This window comes from Pseudoalteromonas lipolytica, assembly GCF_003515105.1.
Lineage (GTDB): Bacteria > Pseudomonadota > Gammaproteobacteria > Enterobacterales > Alteromonadaceae > Pseudoalteromonas > Pseudoalteromonas lipolytica.
Window position 1 is genome coordinate 2974441 of sequence record NZ_CP032090.1, and the last position, 21271, is coordinate 2995711.

The following is a 21271-nucleotide window of genomic DNA, read 5'->3' on the forward strand; positions in this document are numbered from 1 at the left end:
ATCTCCTTTTATTTATTATTTTTTTGTTCCATTCTTTCAATAGTTCGATGAACCGTCGGGCGGCTAACAGAATATTTCTTCGCTAATGCAGAGATCGATTCACCATTTAATTTATCTTTATATAATTCTTTCGCTTGTTTGTCTGATAAAGCAGGCAACCTACCCATATGTTTGCCTTTAGCCTTCGCTTCTTCGCGACCTTCTGCGGTTCTGGCTTTTATAAGATCCCGCTCAAGTTGAGCGAATACTCCACATAGGTTGATCATGGCGGTGGCAAACGGATTATCATTTTTAGTATTGAGAGAGCCGTCGATAATATTTAAACAAGCCCCCTTTTTGTGGATACTTTCAATAGCCTCAAGAATAGACTTTAATGATCGGCCTAGCCGATCAAGGCGAGTAACAATTACCTCATCACCCTCCCTGATAAAATCGATGAGTTCCTTTAGCTTTTCTTCATTTCTAATGGAAGCACCTGACTGTTTTCCTTGAAATATTTTTTCACAGCCATGAGCGTCCAACTTGGACAGTTGAATATTTAAATCTTGCTCTTTAGTTGAGACTCTTGCAAAACCAACTTTCATATGTACGAAACCTGTAACTTTCGTACATCTTAACAATCAAGTGAACGAAAGTACATTAAATAAATTTCGTACATGAACGTAATAAAATATAGTTATTCGTACACAACACGGATAGAAAATGAATGACAATTCTAACTATCAAGTGACTTAATTATTCCACACGCTTCAATGGTGTTTTCAGTTGTACACAAACTTGCCATTTGTTGAAGCTCAGCTTTTAGTGCTTTGAGTTCTCTCATTCGATTGTTAACTAAGGCCAATTGTTGAGCAATGAGCTTATTAACACTTGCACAGCTTTCTTCTGGCTTATTTTTCAGTTCCATAAGGCGTTTAACATCTGTTAGAGGGATATCCAAACTTCGGCAATGCTTTATAAACTCTAATTCTTTTAAAGCCCGTTCACCGTATAACCTGTAATTCCCTTCAGTACGTTCAGGAGTTGAAAGCAACCCTTCTTTCTCGTAATACCGAATTGTTTGTATCGAACACCCTGTCGTTTTTGAAAGTTCACCTATCTTCATAAAACTTTAGTCCTAAATCTTGACTCTATAGTCACTATAGACTTTATAGTTAAGTTATCAAGCAAATAACTAAGGCCGTGCAATGAGTGGTTGTGGTTGCGAAGTCGAACTAAAAGATGCGAAACAAAAACATGTGCTGTATTGGTTGCTAGGTATTAATGCGGTTATGTTCTGCGTTGAGATTACTGTGGGCCTATATGCAAACTCAACGGCTTTGATAGCAGATTCAATGGATATGCTGGCTGACGCAATTGTCTATGGTATTGCTCTATATGCCGTGAGCCGATCTTTAAAGCATAAAGCCAATGCAGCCCTTATCAGCGGTTACTTTCAGCTGACACTCGGAATACTGGTAATCTTTGACATAGTAAGAAGACTCGGAGAAGGTGAGCCTCACTCTTGGTTCATGATCGGCTTTGGTTTTGTAGCATTAATAGCAAACGTCATTTGTTTAGTTTTAATCAGAATGCAAAGCAATGGTGAAGTCCATATGCGTGCAAGCTGGATATTTTCAGCCAACGATGTGATCGCAAACTTGGGGGTCATTGCTGCTGGTGTTTTAGTGATGCTACTTGATTCTCGCTGGCCTGACATTGTGATTGGTAGTGTGATTGCAACCCTAATTTTAAGAGGGGCTTACCTGATTATTACTGATGCGAAGAAAGAGCTGAGCAACGCAGAGTTAACAAGCGAAAACAATAGCTGTAGTGGAAGTAAATCAAAATCATGTTCTTAAAGGAGATGGATAATGAGTGCTAATTATTTAGAGAAAACACAAATATTAGACTTAGATGATCACAGCATCCAATCTCTAATAGCAGATCGGAATTGGAATACAATGGATGAATACAACACAATAGGAGCTGCTTACACCTTTGTTAAAGATGAGATTCAGTTTGGTTACAACCGCAGCGATGATATATCTGCGAGTGAAGTTTTAGCGGATGGCTATGGACAGTGCAATACCAAGGGAAACTTGTTAATGGCTCTATTCCGAGCGCTTGGTATTCAGTGCCGATTTCATGGTTTCACGATTGACCAACAGCTTCAGAAAGGCGCTATTCCTTCTTATGTATTTTGGCTTGCCCCAAAATCCATTATCCATAGCTGGGTAGAAGTGCTCTATGAAGGTAAGTGGATCAATTTAGAAGGCTTCATTCTCGACGAAGCTTACCTAAGTTCAATTCAATCCAAATTCAGTCAAGCTAAAGATAATTTTTGTGGTTATGGAATAGCTACTACCTGCATAAGTAACCCAGAGACGAACTGGGTTGGTAAAGATACTTATATTCAAAAAGAAGGCATACACGACGACTTTGGCTTTTATGACTCACCCGATGAATTCTATGCTGAGCAGGGAACCAATCTAACGGGTATTAAACGTTGGGCGTACCAAAACTTTATCCGTCATATCATTAATTGGAATGTACAAAGGCTTAGAAGAAAAAATGTAACCGCCGAGGCTCAACATGCATAACCACTCTCACGGTCATGATCACCCTCACAATGATGAGGACGCTTCGAGACGCATTGGCTGGGCTTTTTTTCTAAACCTCACGTTTACCATCATCGAATTTATCGGAGGTTGGTTAACCAATAGTACGGCAATCATGGCAGATGCTATCCATGATTTAGGAGATAGCATCTCCATAGGCACCGCATGGGGATTAAATAAGCTCAGTAACAAGCCTGCCTCTAGCCAGTTTTCATATGGTTACAAGCGCTTTTCATTGCTTGGCGCATTGATTAACGGTTTGGTATTAACTGTTGGTTCTGTTTTTATACTAATTGAGGCCATACCAAGATTAGCTAACCCCGAAATGCCTCAAGTCGAAGGAATGCTTTTATTAGCTATTTTTGGCATGGTGGTAAACGGTTACGCTGCCTATAAGCTAAGTCATGGAAAGACCTTAAATGAACGAGTTTTAAACTGGCACTTGCTTGAAGACGTTTTAGGTTGGATAGCTATATTTATTGTATCAATCGTATTGATGTTTGTTGAATGGCCCATACTCGATCCTATTTTATCAATTGGGTTTACCCTTTTTATTTTATTTAATGTTGTAAGAACACTGAAAACGACACTTATGCTCTTCTTGCAAGCGACACCAGATATTGATCTTATTGAAAATATTAAATCGAAAATAGTTTCTAAAGCCATTGTGGGTGAAGTACATCACTTACACATCTGGTCACTTGATGGTGAACACAACGTTTTAACCGCCCATATTGTTTTAAACACTGAAATATCTAACGAAGAGCTGAAATCGTACAAGCTAGAGTTGCGACAGGAGCTTAAAGAGTTTGATTTTGCTCATACAACAATTGAAATAGAGTTCATAGACGAGCAATGTCGTGACGCAAGCTAAACGATAGTGTTAACATTGGCATAACTAAGAGATAGTTGAAACGAAATGAATATTAAACAATTCCCTGCATACATCATGATAGTGCTGATATTACTTCAGTCATTTTCTGCTGTGGCAAAAGTTGCTGATGTTCATATTGTTGATTCCGAGCATATAAAAACCGAGCATGTTCATGCTTTAGATGACCACATTTCTTCTGAAAAATTAATACAATCATCAGCAGATAATGACCAACACAACCCCGCTGATTGTCATCATTGCGGACACTGCAATGGCTCGCATGTACAGTTTGCTACGCATGTTTACATCAGTAGAGACATTGATTTCAAATCAAGTCAGGTATTTGATTATTTAAAAGTAGTCATTGAAGCTCCCCCTTCCAGATTACTTCGACCTCCCAAAAGTTAGTCCTTTTATTTAATTGGCGCGTTAGGCGGTGAAGCCAACGCTCGTTTCATAAAATAAACAGGACAAAATATGAATATGTCTTATTTTAAGGCCCCCGTACTTGCTTGGAAGAAAGTAAAACGGTTGCTTCTGTTGTCGTTTTTAGTGACAACTAATAATGTATTTGCAAATGACTTAACTGTTGATTCAGTTTCATTGTCAGAGGCAATACAACGAACACTTGCAAACAACCCACAGCTAACAGCTTTTAAATACAAACAAAAGCGTTTAGACGGCGAGTTAGCTACCGCAGGGTTAAAACCTGAATATAACGTCAGCGCTGAATTGGAAAACTTTGCAGGTACAGGTGATGTATCTGGATTCAGCGACGCTGAACTTACCTTATCAATATCTTCCGTGGTGGAATTGGGAGATAAGGTAAATAGCAGAAAGCTTTATGTTAATGCCCAACAGCAAGCAATAGCTGTTGAAAAAAGAATACAAACACTCGATATTTTGGGTGAAGTAGCAGCTCGCTATATCGATGTTTTGACGTTACAGCAAATCATGCTCGTCAATGAAAATGCAGAAAAGCTAGCACGAGAAACCTATCAAACTGTCTCCAAAAAAGTTCGTGTTGGTTCGGCACCGTCATCAGAGCAAAAACGAGCTGATGCAGCTTTAGCAACAGCTCGACTAAAGACGCTAACCATTTCCAAGCAGTTAGAGGCCAGTGTTCGTAAGTTAGCTATTATGTGGGGAGAACAATCACCGCAATTCTCTCGTGTATCAGGCGATTTATTTGCACTTCCCAAAACAATATCACTCGAATACATCATGGCTCAACTTTCTCAAAGTCCTCATATATTAGCTTATGCAGAGCAATCGAGAATTCAGCAAGCTCAATTACAATCAATCAACGCACAAAGCCACGCTAATATAACGTGGAGCGCAGGTGTGAAAAGACTTGAAGGTAGCAATGAGACTGCGTTGGTTGCAGGAATTAGCGTCCCTCTGTTTACGAGTGATAGAAATAGAGGCAGCTATCAATCTCAAAAAGCAAAACTCGATGAAGTTGAGCAGCAACGGAAAGCCAGTGAGCGAGCAATTTACAGCCAATTAGCGACATTTTATGCGGCTCAGGAAGAGGCTCGCCTTACGGTTGAAACCTTACAAACCAGTATTATTCCGCCTCAAGAAAGTGCTTTGTCATTAGTGCAAAAAGCCTATTCGGACGGGCGCTTTAGTTATTTAGAGCTAGTTTCAGTTCAAAAAGAGCTTATTGAGATGCAATATGCGCTTATTTTTGCCGCAAGTGAGGTTCACAAACAAAGCGCCTCCATTGAGTCCTTATCAGGCATTCCATTAATTTCTTCCGGCAATACAGAAAGCCAACTTTCAAGCTTTATTGAGAATTAATCATGAAAAAGAAAAATATATTAAATTCACCAATCAGCCTTTTCAAATTAATGCTTGTTGCTGTAATTGGTTTCACCTCCATCACGACCTCAGCCAGTGAAGAACACAAAGATGAAATAGTCTCTATGTCTGTTGAGATGGCTAAACAAAACAGCATTGAAACAGTAGCAGCAACTAGCGGTGTTATTCATAACGAAGAAGTTGTATATGGAAAAATCGTTGCCGATCCTGCCTCACTTGCGCACGTTAACGCTAGATTCGATGGTGTTATTAAGGAAGTAAAAGTCAATCTCGGCGAAGAGGTCAAAAAAGGTGAAACGTTGGTAGTGATTGAATCCAATGAGAGCTTAAATCAATATTCGATAAAAGCACCAATGTCTGGGCGTATAGTCGCTAGGCAAGCCAATATTGGCGAGCTTACAAATGGTGAAAACTTGCTGACAATAGCCAATTTTGACGTGGTTTGGGCACAACTATCAGTGTTTCCTACTCAGCTAAGTAAGGTTAACGCTAACCAGCAGGTGCTAATTCATAGCACTGAATTTAATCAAAGTGCGCAAATTAGCTATTTAACACCATCACTAAACGACAAGCCATACTCATTGGCATTTGTAAAATTGGATAACAAAACCAACAAGTGGCCGCTTGGCACTGTAATTAAAGGTGCGGTTACGACCAGTCAACACTCTGCTCCAGTTGTTGTGCCAAAAGGAGCCATTCAAGAGTTTGAAGGCAAAGATGTTGTTTTTATTAAAGAAGGCAATGAATACCACCCTAGCGCCGTAAAAACTGGCGCTTCAGACGCTATCAATATTGCTATCATCGACGGTTTGAACGTCGGCGAAAGTGTGGTTGTAAAGAACAGTTATCTGCTAGTTGCTGATCTAAAAAAATCGGAGGCTGGACATGAACACTAATCTCCGACCTTTTTGTCCTCTACATATTGGCTTCAGTATTATCGAGGTGAAAATATGATCGCTTGGATACTAGAATTATCTATCCGTAGACGTGGTACTATGTTGCTTATGGCCTTGTTTATCATCGCTTTAGGAATATGGAACTATCAGAAGCTACCTATTGACGCTGTGCCAGATATAACCAATGTACAGGTACAAATAAACACGCAGGCTCAAGGTTATTCACCTTTGGAAACAGAGCAACGGATTACGTTTATCGTCGAAACGGGCTTGGCAGGTTTACCTAAGCTGGATTATACCCGTTCACTTTCTCGATATGGCCTGTCGCAAGTGACTGTTGTGTTTGAAGAAGGCACAGATTTGTATTTTGCCAGAAACCTAATCAATGAGCGACTTAGCGCAATTAAGGAGCAACTACCGTTTGGCATTGAACCAGAAATGGGACCAATTGCTACGGGCCTCGGTGAAATATACATGTACAGTATAACTGCCGACGAAAGTGCAAAGCAGAATAATGGCTTACCCTATGATGCGATGGCGTTAAGGGAGATCCATGACTGGGTAGTGAAACCACAACTTGCATTGGTTAAAGGGATTACGGAAATCAATGCAATTGGTGGCTATAAAAAGCAATACCATATCAATCCCGATCCGTTAAGGATGTTGCACTTCGGTATTACCAGTGAAGCACTATCAAATGCAATAATGCGAAATAATGCAAATCAAGGGGCTGGATTCATCGAAAGAAGCGGACAGCAAATTCTTGTTCGTTCACAAGCTCAGTTGCAATCTATTCAAGACATCCAAAACGTCATTATAAAAAGCGACGACGGCACACTTGTAAAAGTTAAAGATGTCGCCGAAGTTGCGATAGGAAAAGAGCTAAGGACAGGAGCTGCATCACTGGAAGGCAAGGAAAGTGTGATTGGCACCGCAATGATGCTGGTAGGAGAAAATTCACGCTCGGTGGCATTGGCTGTTGGTGACAAGCTTAGTGAAATCCAAAACAGTTTACCTCAAGGCGTGTCCATAGTTCCCTTATATGACAGGACAACTCTGGTTGATAAAGCAATTAGCACCGTACAGAAAAATCTTATTGAAGGTGCATTACTGGTTATCTTCGTATTGTTCCTATTACTGGGTAACATACGCGCCGCTTTGATTACCGCCGCAGTAATTCCTTTGGCAATGTTGGCAACAATCACGGGCATGGTTCAAAGCAAAGTCTCTGCGAATTTAATGAGTCTGGGAGCCTTAGATTTTGGATTGATTGTCGATGGCGCGGTAATAATCGTTGAGAACTGCATTAGGCGGTTAGCAGAAAGCCAAAAACGAAATAGTTCTGTCATTTCCCTGAAAGAACGCCTAGACATTGTTTATTCTGCTACCAATGAGGTTATACGACCTAGTGTTTTTGGCGTATTGATCATAACGATTGTCTATTTACCTTTGTTTACCTTATCGGGTGTCGAGGGCAAAATGTTTCATCCGATGGCCGCAACGGTGATAATCGCTCTATTGTCTGCAATGGTATTTACCTTCACGCTAGTCCCCGCTGCGGTTGCTTTATTCTTGAAAGGCAAAATCAGCGAAAAAGAAAGTCCAGTAATTGTCGGCGCTAAGTCAGTTTATAGTCCTGTTTTGAAGTGGGCTTTAAAACTACGTTGGCTAGTTGTTTGCGGCGCTGCTTTACTTGTGACATTTAGCATATTACTTGGTAGTAAATTAGGATCTGAATTTGTTCCTCAACTTAATGAAGGTGACATTGCACTGCACGCGATGCGTATTCCGGGCACGGGTATTGACCAAGCTGTAGAAATGCAGAAGGTACTTGAACAACAAATTATGAAATATGATGAAGTTGTTACGGTGTTTTCAAAAACGGGCACAGCAGAAGTTGCGACAGACGCGATGCCGCCAAATGTGACTGATACTTTTCTGATATTAAAGCCGAGAGAGCAATGGCCCGACCCTAATTTAACGAAAGAGGATTTTGTTGAAAGGCTGGAAAAAGATCTCAGCTCTATTCCCGGCAATAATTATGAGTTTACTCAACCAATTCAGATGCGATTTAACGAATTAATTAGCGGAGTAAGAGCTGATTTAGGGATTAAGCTCTACGGTGATGATCTATCCCAACTTGTCATTTCTGCACAAGAAGTTTTGGCTACACTCAATACAATTTCAGGTGTTGCTGATGCGCGGCTCGAACAAGTTGATGACGTGCCTATCTTTACCGTTAACCCCAAGCCTGAAGCATTAGCGCTATACGGGTTGGATGCAAGCGACTTACAGTCTTGGTTAAAAACAGTCGTGTCAGGTGAAGGCGCAGGGTTAATATTCGAAGGTGATCGTCGATTTGAAATTGTAGTTAGATATCCTGAGCTGTTGAGAGCCAACCTTGATCAGCTAGGTAATTTGCCAATCGCGACAGAAAGTGGTGAGTTTGTACCTGTAAGCGAAGTTGCAGAGTTAAATTATACGACAGTTCCAAGTCAAATAAGCCGAGAAAATGGTAAGCGACGAATTGTAATTACAGCAAATGTTAGAAACCGAGATCTAGGCTCATTCGTACAAGAGGCACAGCAAAAAATTCAACAAAATGTTGAATTGCCTGCTGGTTATTGGCTTGAGTACGGCGGAACATTTGAGCAACTTGAGAGTGCAACGCAAAGATTATCCATCGTAGTACCTGCCACATTGTTTGTAATTTTGACACTGCTTGTCATAGCATTTAGTTCAATAAAAGATGCCCTGATCATATTTAGTGGTGTGCCTTTAGCACTTACAGGCGGCGTATTGGCTTTGTGGTTAAGAGACATGCCTCTTTCAATTTCTGCTGCTGTTGGATTTATCGCTCTTTCAGGGATAGCTGTATTAAATGGACTGGTGATGCTGTCATTCATTAAACAGCGATTACTTGAAACAGGAGAGCTAATAAACTCAATTATCGAAGGTGCAACTATCAGGCTTCGCCCTGTATTAATGACCGCTTTGGTTGCTAGCTTAGGTTTCATTCCTATGGCATTAAACGTCGGAACTGGGGCTGAAGTTCAGAGGCCATTAGCAACGGTGGTAATTGGAGGGATTATTTCCTCTACTTTACTTACTTTAGTTGTTTTGCCTGTTCTATATAGAATTGTTTACAGTAAATACAAATCTTAACTTTAATTTAGAGGCTTCTCGTAATGTTTTCGAGAAGCCTTTTGTTAAGTTACTTTTGCTCGTTCAGGTGTGTAAAAAGACCTATTTAAAACTAAATTACTTTTAAGACGCCGCGATACATTTGTATCTGACAATGAAACTCATGCTCTCCCTGTGACAAGTTTAATAAGGTAATTTGAGTAATTTCATTTAACTTAAGCTGTTCGCTTATATCCAATGAAGGAATAAGCATTATTTCAGCGCAGGGGGATTGCTCTTTATGACCGTTATGAACGCACGTCATTATTGCTAATTGCGCAGATTATGAATGAAACTGGTAAACGGATTATCATTTTTTGTACTGACAGAACCATTAATAATCTTTGAACAATCGCCCCGTTTGTGAGTACTTTCAATGTCCTCAAGAATAGACTTTAATGATCGGCCTAGCCGATCAAGGCGAGTAACTATTACCTCATCACCCTACCTGATGAAATCGATTAGCTTCTTTAACTTTTTTCATTTCTAACCGAAGTACCAGACACATTGCCTTATAATATTTTTTTACAACCATAATAGCCCAACTGAACAGTTGAGCATTCAAATCTTGTTCTCTAGTAGATACTCTTGCAAAACCACTTTCATGTGTAGGAAACTTTTAGCTTTCGGACATGAACGAGATAAAAGATCAATATTCGTTCATTTAAAAAGTGAAATAAATGACAACTCTAACTATCAAGATTAATTCTTCCACATGCTTTAACTGTGTCTTCACTTGTACACGAGCTTACATTTGTTGAAGCTCAGCTTGTAGTACTTTGAGTTCCCACATTAGATTGTTAACTAAAGCCAATTCCGCCTGTGTCTATCACAAGTTCAAAACTCAAACTCTAAATATAAGCTGATTTGATCTCCTTCAAAGAAGATTTTTTGCCCATAAACTCTTACACCGAAATGTGTAGATTAGTACTGATTCACAATAATTGCGCTGAAATTGAGTCAATCGTATTACAAATACTCTTATTGATACTGGCTCATTACTTGCAATTTTTCGAGAACATGACCACATGTAGAGAATAATAGGCTAACAGTGGGAAATATTTACACTATCAATGTAAGGATTACTTATGAAATACTCAAGATTTGCTGCAATGATCATCACCTCAACCATTGCTATGTTTGTCATGATGTATCTCAACACTTACGCAGTATCACATATATGGTTTAGTGAAACGCGTATCTATATGGCGTTGTATATGGGAGCAGGTATGGCAATGATCATGCTGGCCTTTATGCTTGGCATGTACAGTAACAAGAAGCTCAACATGGCTATTTTTCTATTGGCGACAATACTGTTCGCCATATGTCTTTATCTTGTTCGCTCTCAAAGCACAATTTCTGACACTGCCTACATGAAAGCGATGATTCCTCATCACTCCATTGCTATTCTTACTAGTGAGCATTCAACTTTGGAGGATGTACGCGTGCGTGAATTGGCAAATGGTATTATTAAAGCCCAACGAAAAGAAATAAAAGAAATGGAATGGCTGATTAAGGATATTTCTGAAAATGGAAAGGTCAGCTCACAAGCTCAGGCTGAGCAACGACCGCTCCCAAAGTTTGAAGGCACACTGAACAAAGGAGACTAAGATGACTAAGACAGCTACCCTGTACAGAATGGTCACTGACGAACATATCTGCCCCTATGGTTTAAGGTCGAAAGATTTGCTGGAGAGGCAAGGGTATGATGTAGAAGATCATAAGCTCACGTCAAGACAACAAGCTGATGACTTCAAAGATAAGCATGATGTCAAAACTACGCCACAAACCTTTATTGAAGGAAAGCGTGTCGGAGGATACGATGACTTAAGAGAGTATTTTGGTAAAGATGAAGCAGGTCAAACTGGCACAACCTACACGCCAGTTGTAGCCATTTTCTCGATAGCTGCACTTCTTGCTGTCGCATCTCAACATTTTGCTTCCGGCTCATTTATCTCCATCAGAACACTGATGCTATTTATAGCTTTTTCAATGACGCTCTTAGCGGTGCAAAAACTGAAAGACCTATACAGTTTCACAAATTCGTTTATTACTTATGATTTACTAGCGATGAGATGGATAAGATATGGTTATATTTATCCCTTCATTGAAGCATATGCAGGTATTGGTATGGTTGCCCAACTACAGCCTCTCGCAGTGGCACCATTTTCATTGTTTATCGGCACAGTTGGAGCAATTTCAGTTTTCAAAGCCGTTTACATTGACAAACGCCAGTTAAAGTGTGCCTGTGTAGGCGGCGATAGTAGTGTGCCACTTGGATTTGTATCGCTATCTGAAAACTTATTTATGATCGCGGGAGCATTGATTATGCTGCTGATGTAAAGGTATAGCTCTATTCGGCGGCTCCTTAACTGTTAAGATTAGACCTAGGATGCCAGCCCACACCTTTCTAATCCATATGTAACATTTTTTCTGTCGTACTGGCATCAAGATAACCAGAACTGAGCAAACAATCTCAAAGGTTGTACAAAATAACACTAAAGCTTTTTCATTAAGTTTTATTGTTATGCTCTTGTGGTGGCTTTCGCCACCACTTTATTAGTTTTCAAGTTCCACCATATCTTTCGCTGCAATGTCACCAGACACTAGCTTTACAGTTGCGAAATGATCATTCACAATTTTAGTAATTTGTACCGTTCCTACCTTTTCGATAGTGTAGGGATCGTCACCTTCACTCAATACTATTCTTTCATGGAATCTAATAACACTGTATTTTTGCCCAACCTCTGCGCCATGCTTAGCACCAATACAGATTAGAGTTCGATTATCAGAACTTTCTACTACCTGACCTCTCATCATGTATTTATGATAAAAAGTGGTATTAGAACAACCCACTAAATATAAACCGAATGTAAGCAATAAAAGAGCTTTTATATAGGGTGTTTTCATCACTGTTACCTCATTTGACTAACTAATTATCTATACACTTTTTTATGAATTCATTTGTTTTTCCGGCCAGCCCCCGAAGGTGCTTGATGACAACTCCAAGGCTTATGAACAGAGTTATCTTTGATGTTCTGATCAACAAATTTATAGTAACTTTCTTTAGTATGTGTCCACCAATCATCATGAACATCTGCGCCATACTTACGGATTACCTCCTCAATCCCATCAAGGCTTACGTTTGCGGCATCATAGGCAAGGTGTATTTCACCTTCTTTGATGTTGTAACTAACTTCATCTATACCAAAAAGCTGATCTATTTCTTTTACTAACTCGTCACAGCTTTCTTCTGTGACATTGCTAAGCTTTAGATTTCGAACAACTAAATTTTGCTCTCTAACGCCAACTCTATGATCTAAATCGCTCATAATTTTTCTCCTAATGTTTGTGTGAATGCTGTTGATTGCTATCTTTCATTTCTTCCATTTTCCGGTTCATCTGCGGCATCATGTTCTCCATCATTTCTAAATGATGTTCAGTCATCTTGATTTGTTGATGCATTGGCATTTCTTCCATATTTTTGTGCATGGATTGCATCATCTTCATCATTGAACGGTGATGTTCAACCATCATCTGCTGTTGCTTGTCAGGATCTTTTTCAGTTTTAATGGCATGGACTTCCTTTTTCATTTCCATCATTTTTTTATGCATTTCTCCCATGTTCTCATGTGGTATTGTCATGCCTTGATGCATATCAGCTTTGTTCGCACCTTCATGTTTATGCTCATTGTTTTGGGCAAATGAGCTAGTGGTTATCAGTAGTGAACTAATAAATAAAATTGATTTAGTTAACGTTTTCATGATTTTTACCTTCTACACTTTTATTAAAACTTGGGATCCAACTTGGTGTCGATTCCATATACCTGTGGTACTCCGAACCAAATTCAGCAATCGCCTGTGCTTCTTCGCGTTTCGCTAGCTTGACGTAAACAACGACTAAGATCGGAAACATCGCAAGTGTTGGGATTGTCGGCCACTGCAATAAAAAGCCGAACATGATTAGAATGAAAGCTACATACTGTGGGTGGCGACATCTTGCATACCATCCAGTTGTAGCCAATTGATGATGTTTTTGCGCGTGATGCAATACATTCCATGCTGAAGACAACATAAAGAAACCTGCAACAATAAACACCATACTCACTATATGAAATGGGTCCCAATGGGCATCACCTTGAAATCCAAAGAAAGTATGTAATAAATGCCCATTTTCATGCGCAAAGAAATTTACTTCTGGATAGGTCTCCGTCAGCCACCCCGACAGAAAATAGATAGTTAAAGGAAAGCCATACATTTCAGTAAATAGGGCAACAATAAAGGCAGAGAACGCGCTTAGACTTCTCCAATCAGTTGATGTTTTTGGTTTGACAAAACTAAAGGCAAAAAAGATAAAAATTGCTGAGTTCAGTATCACCATTGACCATAAGCCATAATCATATGTTTCATTCATCACTGCTCTCCTTTTTATGTGATTCCTTACGTGCCTTTTCTAAGCCTTGTATGTAGCCATCGCGATAGGCTGCATTTTTATCCGTGAGTTCTTGAAAGCTCTCTTCCTTTTTTTCATCAGGCGCATGTGAATGATCGTGACCATGTTTACCATGACTGCCATGCATAAATACGTGCATCAAGGGGCATAGCAATAAAATCAAGTAGGGAAGAAATTGCAGCGTATGTTGACCATGCTCAAGCACTAAGAAGTAGGTCACTGCGGCAATAAGTGCCAGTGCAGCCCAGCCTGTAGGTGTTGACCAAAAATTAGGGTGTTGATTTTTCATATTGCCCTCCTAAACGACTTTTAAGACACCGCGATACATTTGCATCTGACAGTGAAACTCATGCTCTCCCGGTGACAAGTTTAATAAGGTAATTTGAGTAATTTCATTTAACTTAAGCTGTTCGCTTATATCCAATGAAGGAATAAGCATTGTTTCAGCGCAGGGGGATTGATCTTTGCGTATAAACTTCAAGGTAACAGGTTGGCTAGCAGACACCTGAATTGAGGATGGGGAATACACGCCATCCCTCACTTCAATGAGTACTTCATTACCTTGAACGATTGTTTTATTGGGTTTATATAGCCAAAACCACCAAACAATCAGCGCGATTAACATTAAGCCTAATAAGTTAATTAACATCATCGCTCTTCTCCTTAATGCTCTTTTGCTTTAAAAAAGCGAAGTCGATTTGCATTTGACACCACAGTCAATGACGAAAACGCCATTGCAGCACCTGCAATTACAGGGCTAAGCAGAATGCCAAAGAAGGGATATAGAACCCCCGCAGCAAAAGGAATCCCAGCTACGTTATAGACAAACGCGCCAAACAAGTTTTGTTTGATATTTCGTAAAGTAGCTTTGCTTACCGCTATGGCATCGGCAAGGCCATGAAGTGAACCACGCATTAGGGTAATGTCAGCACTTTCGATAGCTACATCAGTCCCTGTGCCTATGGCGAAGCCAACATCGGCTAACGCTAGCGCAGGAGCATCGTTGATGCCATCTCCTGTCATACCAACAATTTCGCCACTGCCTTGTAGCTCTTTCACCTTGTTGGCTTTATCTTCTGGCAGCACCTCAGCAAGAAATTCGCTAATACCTGCTTTTTTGGCAACAGCGGCAGCGGTTTCCTTGTTATCACCTGTTAACATGATGACGCGTATACCATTAGCCTGAAGCCGTTTGATAGCAGAGATTGAGTCTGACTTAATGGGATCTGCGACAGCAATGATTGCGGCAAGTTCACCATCTACAGCAAAGTACATAGGTGTTTTGGCTTCTTTGGCTAAAGACTGGGCTTTTCCAACAAAGCCTGTGAGGTCTATGCCTTTTAACTTCATTAGTTTATCGTTACCAAAAAGCAGGACTTTATTGTTACAGTTTGCTTCTACACCAAAACCCGTAATAGCATTAAACGATTCAATTTTTAGTAACTCAATATCCTTATCTAAAGCACTTTCAACAATCGCTTGCGCTAAAGGGTGCTCTGAGCCGCTTTCTAAACTTGCTGCAAGCTGTAGTACGTCTTTTTCGTCAGTAGCTTTTGCTAAAACAATATCGGTTACCTTAGGTGCCCCTTCAGTAATAGTGCCCGTTTTATCTAAAATCATGGCAGTGATTTTAGAGGCGGTTTGCAGTGCCTCACCGTTGCGAATAAGTACTCCGGCTTCTGCTGCTTTTCCTACTCCCACCATGACAGACATAGGCGTTGCCAAGCCTAAAGCACACGGGCAGGCAATAATAAGCACAGTAGTTGCTGATACGATAGCAAAAGCAATTGCTGGCTCAGGGCCAAAGTTAAGCCATGCTAACGCACTTAACACCGAGATGATCATGACTACAGGAACGAAATAGGCGGAAATAACATCGGCCAAGCGGCCAATCGGCGGTTTTGAATTTTGCGCTCGTTTCACCATATTGATGATCTGTGCAAGCGCCGTGTCTTTACCAACGCGTGTCGCTCTAAATAAAATCATGCCTGATTTGTTCAAAGTACCAGCGACAACCTCATCTTCTTCGGCTTTTTCAACAGGCATAGGTTCGCCTGTCAGCATGGACTCATCAATAGAGGTGTGTCCTTCCAATACAACGCCATCTACGGGAATTTTTTCACCCGGCTTTACTTTCACAACATCATGAAGCAAAACCTGTTCGATACCTATCTGAACCTCTTTATTATCACGAACTACAGTTGCCGTTTTGGCCTGCAAGCCGATAAGACGTTTAATGGCCTCAGAGGTTTTACCTCTGGCTTTTATTTCTAATGCTAGACCTAAATCAATTAAGCCAATGATCATGGCGGTAGCTTCAAAATAGACATGTCGTGCCATCAATGGAACGGCGTCAGGTGCAAACACAACAACCATTGAGTACACCCAAGCTGTACCTGTTCCCAAAGCTATTAGTGTGTCCATATTAGCGGAGTGGTTTTTAAAGCTTTTCCAAGCGCCAACATAAAAATGCTTACCTGAAAAATACATAACACCAAAAGTTAAAATACCGACAACCAGCCAAGACATGCGTTCAAGGTTTGTTTCAACTGTCATTTCTCCAACTACAATGCTGTAGATCATCAAAGGAACGCCGAGTGAAAGGGCAATAAACGTATCGCGCATTAGCTTTTTGTAATATGCCCAATCCGCCGCCTCTTTCTCGTCAAGCGCATCTGTTGCTGAGCTATCATCAATTGGCTTCGCGTTATACCCCACTGACTCAACAGCTTTGATCAATTCTTCTGTCTTAGCTGTCCCAGAAACTGTTACAGTCCTATCAGCAAAATTCATTTCTGCACTGACGACTCCATGAGTTGCCTTTAACGCCCCTTCAATTTTGCCTACACAGCTAGCACACCCAGCGCCTTCAATGATGAGCTGTTGGCTTTGTGATGTTTTTTCCAACGTATTCTCCTTACTTTTACACGAAGAGGATTGAGTTTTTGCCTGACAGCAACAGCCTGATTCGGTTTCTATATTTGTATTAGTAGTTACCATTTTTCCTCCTATGCCTTTTTAATTTGTTCAAAGTTTTCGATGAGATGACAAACCATGTTTGCAGTCGGCGCTTTGTCTTCCATTTCTTCCCATTGAGAAAGCGCTGAAGACATTTTCCCTCGAAGTGCCAACATTGCTTGAAACTGTTTTTCTGTTTCTTCAAGCCGCTCTTTGATGAGGCTTCTGACTAATGGGCACGCACTTGTACCATCTTCAGATTCATTAAGAATTTGCTTGATATCAGCAACGGAAAAACCAAGATTTCTGGCACTTAAAATGAACTTAAGTCTCGATACTTCTTTATTCGAGTATGACTTGTAGCCGTTCACTGACTTAGCAGGTTTTAACAGTCCCAATCGCGTGTAATAGCGCACCGTATCAGCAGTCGTTCCAAGGCTTTTTGACAGTTCTGCTACTTTCATATTTACTCCTTAGTTTTTCACCTAAGTTTGTACTCTCACCTACAGCTTAGACCTGTGTCTAAGACACAGGTCAAGTACTAATTCTAGTGAATAAGCTAAAAAATAATTTTTTGGTAAAAGAGAAATCTCGGCCAAAATCGACAGCATTAAGTACTGTAAATGGCAATAGTTTGAGAATTTTCATAGTGCCTTCAAAATATCGTACTAATCGTTCAAAACAATTGATTATTTAAATCAATGAATAAGTCATTCTATTTTTGATGGGAGTGGCGAAAAAAAGACGCACTGATCCCGTGATTAGCCAATAATTGGTGGACGATAAAGTAAGAGATGGATACCAGATTTTGGTAGAGGTGTACGCTGTAGAAATAGCTCAGAGTAAATATTGCAAATACCTTCCTCTTGCGCTTGCACAAGATAGGGATTTAAATGAAAGCTTGAACAAAATCCCCCCTCACAACAAACACAATCACTAGCTTTACATTTTTCACAGACTTCATCACCATGACGGTGTTTAGAGTCTTGCGAGTTTACAGTGTGATAGTGACTATTGTCATTCATTGATTGATGGTGAATATTTTTGCTTCGTTGCATAATATGCGTGTCGGAAGATCCATTTTGATGTTCTTCACAATTCATTGGCTTAGCTGTAGCAAAACTATGCTGCGTAAGCAACACAGTTATTATCACTATTTTAAACCACCTGAAAAGTCCAAACATTATCATTCCTTCTTTAGCTCCTACAATATTAGCCACTTTATAAAAATAATTTTATGATCTTGATCAACCTTTGAACTAAAACCTAAACTTTTTACTTTTTTAAACAGCTTAAACTTAACAAGTATAAAAGGGGTGTCTGATTTATACTCATGAGATTGAAGCCAAGCATGAGCACCATAAAAAAAATAAAAACCCTACGCTCATAACTAGGTATTGAGTAAGGGATCATTTTTCCAATTGTTCAGCTTTAAGCGCAGTACTTTGCAACAATCGGTTCTATCCCGAGCACACCCAATTCCCGTTCATCAAAAGTGATAAAATAGTCTATTGTACGTCTTTCAATGGCGATGTTTTTTGGCTTGACTCTTTAACCTTTACCATTCGCCAACTTTACTTCTTAGCTGATATTCCACCTTGATAGGTATACACCAGACTGGCACAGACTGAAAACAAGAAGTAGCTTACTATTACTGCTCTTAGTTCTTTCCAAAAAAACTATTAGCTAGGCCTTTCCTAACATAACTAAAATGGTTTAAATCCCAAAAAACAAAAGCTACCATCAATATAGTTGCGGTAGCTCTCATCAAGTCAATATAGTATTTCTTCACATCAGAGCCAGAACTTGATACCTGCAACAAAAGCAGTATCACGAGTACTTTGCCCATTTAACTTCGCAAATTCGGCTGTATTACCAAATTTATTTGTCCACTCAACGCCAACATAGGGAGCAAACTGGCGGGTAAACTCATAACGAACCCGAAAACCAATAGCACTGCTAGATAAGCCACTACCAAGGTTATTTTGGACGTCATCCTTACCGTAAAGCGTCAACTCTGCTCGTGGTTGAACAATTAACTTTTGAGTAAGTAATAGCTCATACTCAGCTTCGATCGAAAATGCACTATTACCTTGCTCTCCTAAATACGCAGTCATATCAATTTCAAACCAGTAAGGGGCTAGACCTTGTAAACCAAAAGCTAGCCATTTGCGGTTTTCACCTTCGTTATTGTAATCAAGTCGAATACCGACTTGTGTATCCCAATAAGCAGATATTGCGTGGCCCCATAGAAAATCTGTTTGGTTCTCCTCTAAATTACCTTCGCTAAAATCTCCCTCAGTTTTGATGACTAATCTATCAAAAGTAGTGCCATACCATGCCTGAAAGTCAAAAACACCTGCGTTTGTTTGCTCATTATATTCAAGACGATCCCCTAGTAGCGCGTAAAATGAATGCTCATCTGCCAAAGTCAGTCGTTTGTCGCTATTGAGTGCATAAGGACCTTCAGTCAATGTTGTACCTGCGGCATAAGCATGAGGGTCTCTAGCATCTTTAGGTGCATCTCCACCTTGTGCTTGCATTTTAGAATCACCCATCTCAGTCATCTCATCTTTTGCAGATACAGATACACTTATAAGGGGCAAACCTATTAATAATAGTTTTAACGTATTGGTTAGTATTAATTTTCTCATGATACAACTACCTCTCTAAACATACCTGCATCCATGTGGAATAATAAATGGCAATGCCATGCCCAGCGACCTACGTCATGAGGTGTTGTTAAAAAACTAATTCTTTGCGCTGGTTGTACAGGGATAGTATGGCGACGAACCTGTACATCACCTTTTTCATTCTCCAAATCGCTCCACATACCATGCAGGTGCATTGGATGTGTCATCATTGTATCGTTTTGTAAAATAACTCTTAAACGTTGATTATGCTTCATGTGAACTGGCGTGCTTTTTCCAAATTCCAAGCCATCAAATGACCAGCTATAACGCTCCATGTTTCCAGTTAAATGTAATTCAATTTCAGCCTCAGGCTCTTGCTGGCTTGTAATTCCCTCAAGAGAATGTAAATCTGCAAGTGTTAAAACACGGCGTCCATTTTTACGTAAACCTATACCGGGATCATCAAGGTTTGTTCTAGGCATATCAACACGCATATCAACAGAAGCTCCATACTCTGTTTTTGCATGACGCACTTTAGTGCTAGCAACAGCTAATGGGTTTTTAGTCATTCCATGTTTACTATGATCCATTGCCATCGCTCCATGACCCATTGCACTATGATCCATTTTATTAGAATTCATGCCCGACATACCTGCCGTATCAGCCATTGTAGAATGCACACTATCATGGGTCATATTGCCCATCATATCTGTCATCGTTAACCACTCAACGGGGTCTAAAGAAGGTACTGGTGCATCAACGTTAGGTGCCATTGATAAAGTACCTTTAGCATAACCTGAGCGATCCATGCTTTGTGCAAAAATCGTATATGCGTCATTTTTTGGCTCGACAAGTACATCATAAGTTTCACCGGGACCAAATCTAAATTCATCTACTGTCACAGGTTCAACATTTTGTCCATCAGCTTGTACAACTGTTAACTTCAGCTCAGGTATTCTTACATCAAAAAACGTATTGCTAGAACCGTTAATAAATCTAAGCCTAACCTTTTCGCCAGCTTTAAACATTCCACGCCAATTTGTCAAAGGCGCACAACCATTCATTAAAAAAGTCATTGCAGATGCTGATAAGTCTGCAAGATCTGTAGGGTTCATTCTCATTTTATTCCACATTTCCCGGCGTTGTAGCGCATTTGAAACGCTGCTATTTGAAATGTCATCAAAAAACTCTGGAACAGTAGGTTGATTAAAGTTAAATACATCGCTCTGTACTTTTAACTTGCGAAACAAATCCATTGGGTCATCATCAGTCCAATCAGACAATTGGATGACATGCTCATTGTCAGCACTAATAATATCCTTTTCTCTTGGCTCAATAATTAATGCGCCGTACATACCTGTCATTTCTTGAAAACCACTGTGTGAGTGATACCAATATGTGCCGCTTTGTTGCAGCTTAAATTTATAAACAAAGGTTTCACCCGGCATTATACCTTTAAAGCTAATACCCGGTACGCCATCCATTTGATACGGAAGAATGATCCCATGCCAATGAATTGAACTCGGCACTGATAATTTATTCGTTACCCTGATAGTAACGTCATCACCTTCTCTGAGGCGCAAGGTAGGAGCTGGTATTGAGCCATTGATTGTTGTAGCCATTCTTACAACACCTGTGAAGTTTACTGGTGACTCATCTATCACCAGATCTATGACTTCCCCACTTAGTTCGGGCGCAGTACCTGTTGAAGTTCCAGCAAGCAAAGATGAAGCTGCATGAAGAACACTTGGAAAAGCAGCTAATACACCGCCAGCAGCTAATCCTTGTACAAAGCGTCTACGTGGCGTAGAAACTTGATGTAATGGATTGTTATTTCTCATTTTACT

24 protein-coding genes are annotated in these 21271 nt (G+C 40.1%); 9 read left to right on the forward strand and 15 right to left on the reverse strand.

Annotated elements, in window-relative coordinates; translation table 11 throughout:
* Positions 1-8: 8 nt before the first annotated feature.
* Complete coding sequence (locus D0907_RS13355) at positions 9-584, reverse strand: recombinase family protein (RefSeq protein WP_062566150.1); 576 nt, start codon at positions 582-584, stop codon at positions 9-11.
* Positions 585-715: 131 nt separating this feature from the next.
* Complete coding sequence (gene cadR / locus D0907_RS13360; protein WP_016708229.1) at positions 716-1105, reverse strand: Cd(II)/Pb(II)-responsive transcriptional regulator; 390 nt, start codon at positions 1103-1105, stop codon at positions 716-718.
* 82 nt (positions 1106-1187) lie between these two features.
* Between cadR and D0907_RS13365 the strand changes: the two genes are divergently transcribed.
* The 7 genes from D0907_RS13365 (at position 1188) to D0907_RS13395 (ending at position 9362) form a co-directional block, all read left to right on the forward strand.
* Entirely contained in the window at positions 1188-1841 is a 654-nt protein-coding gene (locus tag D0907_RS13365; RefSeq protein ID WP_016708230.1) for a cation efflux transmembrane domain-containing protein, read from the forward strand.
* Positions 1842-1853: 12 nt separating this feature from the next.
* Positions 1854-2582 carry a transglutaminase-like domain-containing protein gene (locus tag D0907_RS13370; RefSeq protein WP_016708231.1) on the forward strand — a complete coding sequence of 243 codons (729 nt, stop codon included), beginning with the start codon at positions 1854-1856 and terminating at the stop codon, positions 2580-2582.
* Complete coding sequence (locus tag D0907_RS13375) at positions 2575-3474, forward strand: cation diffusion facilitator family transporter (RefSeq protein WP_016708232.1); 900 nt, start codon at positions 2575-2577, stop codon at positions 3472-3474. Before D0907_RS13370 ends, D0907_RS13375 begins: the two co-directional genes overlap by 8 nt.
* Before the next feature lie 75 nt (positions 3475-3549).
* The gene (locus D0907_RS13380; protein WP_227006811.1) at positions 3550-3882 is read left to right on the forward strand and encodes a hypothetical protein; all 333 of its coding nucleotides are present in this window, start codon (positions 3550-3552) and stop codon (positions 3880-3882) included.
* A 75-nt stretch (positions 3883-3957) separates the two neighbouring features.
* Entirely contained in the window at positions 3958-5280 is a 1323-nt protein-coding gene (locus D0907_RS13385; RefSeq protein ID WP_231387283.1) for a TolC family protein, read from the forward strand.
* Between the two features lie 2 nt (positions 5281-5282).
* Positions 5283-6197 (forward strand): efflux RND transporter periplasmic adaptor subunit, encoded by a 915-nt coding sequence (locus tag D0907_RS13390; protein ID WP_016708235.1) that lies wholly within the window; start codon positions 5283-5285, stop codon positions 6195-6197.
* A gap of 54 nt (positions 6198-6251) precedes the next feature.
* A complete protein-coding gene (locus D0907_RS13395; protein WP_016708236.1) occupies positions 6252-9362 on the forward strand; it encodes an efflux RND transporter permease subunit in 3111 nt (1036 codons plus the stop codon).
* A gap of 91 nt (positions 9363-9453) precedes the next feature.
* Here D0907_RS13395 and D0907_RS13400 read toward each other — a convergent pair whose 3' ends face one another.
* Together D0907_RS13400 and D0907_RS21270 are read right to left on the reverse strand one after the other, a co-directional pair.
* On the reverse strand, positions 9454-9645 hold the full coding sequence (locus D0907_RS13400; protein WP_227006812.1) for a cupredoxin domain-containing protein: 192 nt from the start codon (positions 9643-9645) through the stop codon (positions 9454-9456).
* 5 nt (positions 9646-9650) lie between these two features.
* Entirely contained in the window at positions 9651-9812 is a 162-nt protein-coding gene (locus D0907_RS21270) for a recombinase family protein (RefSeq protein WP_353956868.1), read from the reverse strand.
* Between the two features lie 656 nt (positions 9813-10468).
* On the opposite strand from D0907_RS21270, the gene D0907_RS13405 reads away from it, so the two are divergent.
* A complete protein-coding gene (locus D0907_RS13405; protein WP_008109672.1) occupies positions 10469-10990 on the forward strand; it encodes a DUF305 domain-containing protein in 522 nt (173 codons plus the stop codon).
* Position 10991: 1 nt separating this feature from the next.
* Positions 10992-11723 carry a MauE/DoxX family redox-associated membrane protein gene (locus tag D0907_RS13410; RefSeq protein WP_016708238.1) on the forward strand — a complete coding sequence of 244 codons (732 nt, stop codon included), beginning with the start codon at positions 10992-10994 and terminating at the stop codon, positions 11721-11723.
* 216 nt (positions 11724-11939) lie between these two features.
* Here the strand turns inward: D0907_RS13410 and D0907_RS13415 are convergent, their stop codons facing one another.
* The 11 genes from D0907_RS13415 to D0907_RS13470 all read right to left on the reverse strand — a co-directional run bounded on the left by D0907_RS13415 (position 11940) and on the right by D0907_RS13470 (position 21265).
* Complete coding sequence (locus tag D0907_RS13415; RefSeq protein ID WP_062566151.1) at positions 11940-12290, reverse strand: hypothetical protein; 351 nt, start codon at positions 12288-12290, stop codon at positions 11940-11942.
* 50 nt (positions 12291-12340) lie between these two features.
* Positions 12341-12712, reverse strand: coding sequence for a hypothetical protein (locus D0907_RS13420; RefSeq protein ID WP_019677951.1), 372 nt, complete (start codon positions 12710-12712; stop codon positions 12341-12343).
* Between the two features lie 10 nt (positions 12713-12722).
* A complete protein-coding gene (locus D0907_RS13425; protein WP_062566152.1) occupies positions 12723-13145 on the reverse strand; it encodes a hypothetical protein in 423 nt (140 codons plus the stop codon).
* Positions 13129-13794, reverse strand: coding sequence for a methyltransferase family protein (locus D0907_RS13430; protein ID WP_016708241.1), 666 nt, complete (start codon positions 13792-13794; stop codon positions 13129-13131). The genes D0907_RS13425 and D0907_RS13430 overlap by 17 nt, the downstream gene beginning before the upstream one ends.
* Positions 13787-14122 carry a DUF2933 domain-containing protein gene (locus D0907_RS13435; protein ID WP_016708242.1) on the reverse strand — a complete coding sequence of 112 codons (336 nt, stop codon included), beginning with the start codon at positions 14120-14122 and terminating at the stop codon, positions 13787-13789. Before D0907_RS13435 ends, D0907_RS13430 begins: the two co-directional genes overlap by 8 nt.
* 9 nt (positions 14123-14131) lie before the next feature.
* Positions 14132-14485, reverse strand: a complete 354-nt coding sequence (locus D0907_RS13440) for a cupredoxin domain-containing protein (protein WP_045979597.1) — start codon at positions 14483-14485, stop codon at positions 14132-14134.
* A gap of 11 nt (positions 14486-14496) precedes the next feature.
* Positions 14497-16740, reverse strand: coding sequence for a heavy metal translocating P-type ATPase (locus D0907_RS13445; RefSeq protein WP_045979598.1), 2244 nt, complete (start codon positions 16738-16740; stop codon positions 14497-14499).
* 101 nt (positions 16741-16841) lie between these two features.
* A complete protein-coding gene (locus D0907_RS13450) occupies positions 16842-17255 on the reverse strand; it encodes a MerR family transcriptional regulator (protein WP_045979599.1) in 414 nt (137 codons plus the stop codon).
* 297 nt (positions 17256-17552) lie between these two features.
* Entirely contained in the window at positions 17553-17975 is a 423-nt protein-coding gene (locus D0907_RS13455) for a hypothetical protein (protein WP_045979600.1), read from the reverse strand.
* A 609-nt stretch (positions 17976-18584) separates the two neighbouring features.
* A complete protein-coding gene (locus D0907_RS13465; protein WP_045979601.1) occupies positions 18585-19445 on the reverse strand; it encodes a copper resistance protein B in 861 nt (286 codons plus the stop codon).
* Entirely contained in the window at positions 19442-21265 is a 1824-nt protein-coding gene (locus D0907_RS13470; RefSeq protein WP_045979602.1) for a copper resistance system multicopper oxidase, read from the reverse strand. Before D0907_RS13470 ends, D0907_RS13465 begins: the two co-directional genes overlap by 4 nt.
* Positions 21266-21271 lie beyond the last annotated feature (6 nt).

Excerpts from the sequence above, each read along its gene's own strand:
- D0907_RS13440 (WP_045979597.1), bottom strand. The coding sequence starts at position 14,485 with ATGATGTTAATTAACTTATTAGGCTTAATGTTAATCGCGCTGATTGTT.
- D0907_RS13365 (WP_016708230.1), top strand. The coding sequence starts at position 1,188 with ATGAGTGGTTGTGGTTGCGAAGTCGAACTAAAAGATGCGAAACAAAAA.
- D0907_RS13370 (WP_016708231.1), top strand. The coding sequence starts at position 1,854 with ATGAGTGCTAATTATTTAGAGAAAACACAAATATTAGACTTAGATGAT.
- D0907_RS13400 (WP_227006812.1), bottom strand. The coding sequence starts at position 9,645 with ATGACGTGCGTTCATAACGGTCATAAAGAGCAATCCCCCTGCGCTGAA.
- D0907_RS13435 (WP_016708242.1), bottom strand. The coding sequence starts at position 14,122 with ATGAAAAATCAACACCCTAATTTTTGGTCAACACCTACAGGCTGGGCT.
- D0907_RS13355 (WP_062566150.1), bottom strand. The coding sequence starts at position 584 with ATGAAAGTTGGTTTTGCAAGAGTCTCAACTAAAGAGCAAGATTTAAAT.
- D0907_RS13390 (WP_016708235.1), top strand. The coding sequence starts at position 5,283 with ATGAAAAAGAAAAATATATTAAATTCACCAATCAGCCTTTTCAAATTA.
- D0907_RS13405 (WP_008109672.1), top strand. The coding sequence starts at position 10,469 with ATGAAATACTCAAGATTTGCTGCAATGATCATCACCTCAACCATTGCT.
- D0907_RS13415 (WP_062566151.1), bottom strand. The coding sequence starts at position 12,290 with ATGAAAACACCCTATATAAAAGCTCTTTTATTGCTTACATTCGGTTTA.
- D0907_RS13420 (WP_019677951.1), bottom strand. The coding sequence starts at position 12,712 with ATGAGCGATTTAGATCATAGAGTTGGCGTTAGAGAGCAAAATTTAGTT.
- D0907_RS13385 (WP_231387283.1), top strand. The coding sequence starts at position 3,958 with ATGTCTTATTTTAAGGCCCCCGTACTTGCTTGGAAGAAAGTAAAACGG.
- D0907_RS13425 (WP_062566152.1), bottom strand. The coding sequence starts at position 13,145 with ATGAAAACGTTAACTAAATCAATTTTATTTATTAGTTCACTACTGATA.
- D0907_RS13380 (WP_227006811.1), top strand. The coding sequence starts at position 3,550 with ATGATAGTGCTGATATTACTTCAGTCATTTTCTGCTGTGGCAAAAGTT.
- D0907_RS13410 (WP_016708238.1), top strand. The coding sequence starts at position 10,992 with ATGACTAAGACAGCTACCCTGTACAGAATGGTCACTGACGAACATATC.
- cadR (WP_016708229.1), bottom strand. The coding sequence starts at position 1,105 with ATGAAGATAGGTGAACTTTCAAAAACGACAGGGTGTTCGATACAAACA.
- D0907_RS13395 (WP_016708236.1), top strand. The coding sequence starts at position 6,252 with ATGATCGCTTGGATACTAGAATTATCTATCCGTAGACGTGGTACTATG.
- D0907_RS13470 (WP_045979602.1), bottom strand. The coding sequence starts at position 21,265 with ATGAGAAATAACAATCCATTACATCAAGTTTCTACGCCACGTAGACGC.
- D0907_RS13375 (WP_016708232.1), top strand. The coding sequence starts at position 2,575 with ATGCATAACCACTCTCACGGTCATGATCACCCTCACAATGATGAGGAC.
- D0907_RS13430 (WP_016708241.1), bottom strand. The coding sequence starts at position 13,794 with ATGAATGAAACATATGATTATGGCTTATGGTCAATGGTGATACTGAAC.
- D0907_RS13465 (WP_045979601.1), bottom strand. The coding sequence starts at position 19,445 with ATGAGAAAATTAATACTAACCAATACGTTAAAACTATTATTAATAGGT.
- D0907_RS13455 (WP_045979600.1), bottom strand. The coding sequence starts at position 17,975 with ATGTTTGGACTTTTCAGGTGGTTTAAAATAGTGATAATAACTGTGTTG.
- D0907_RS13450 (WP_045979599.1), bottom strand. The coding sequence starts at position 17,255 with ATGAAAGTAGCAGAACTGTCAAAAAGCCTTGGAACGACTGCTGATACG.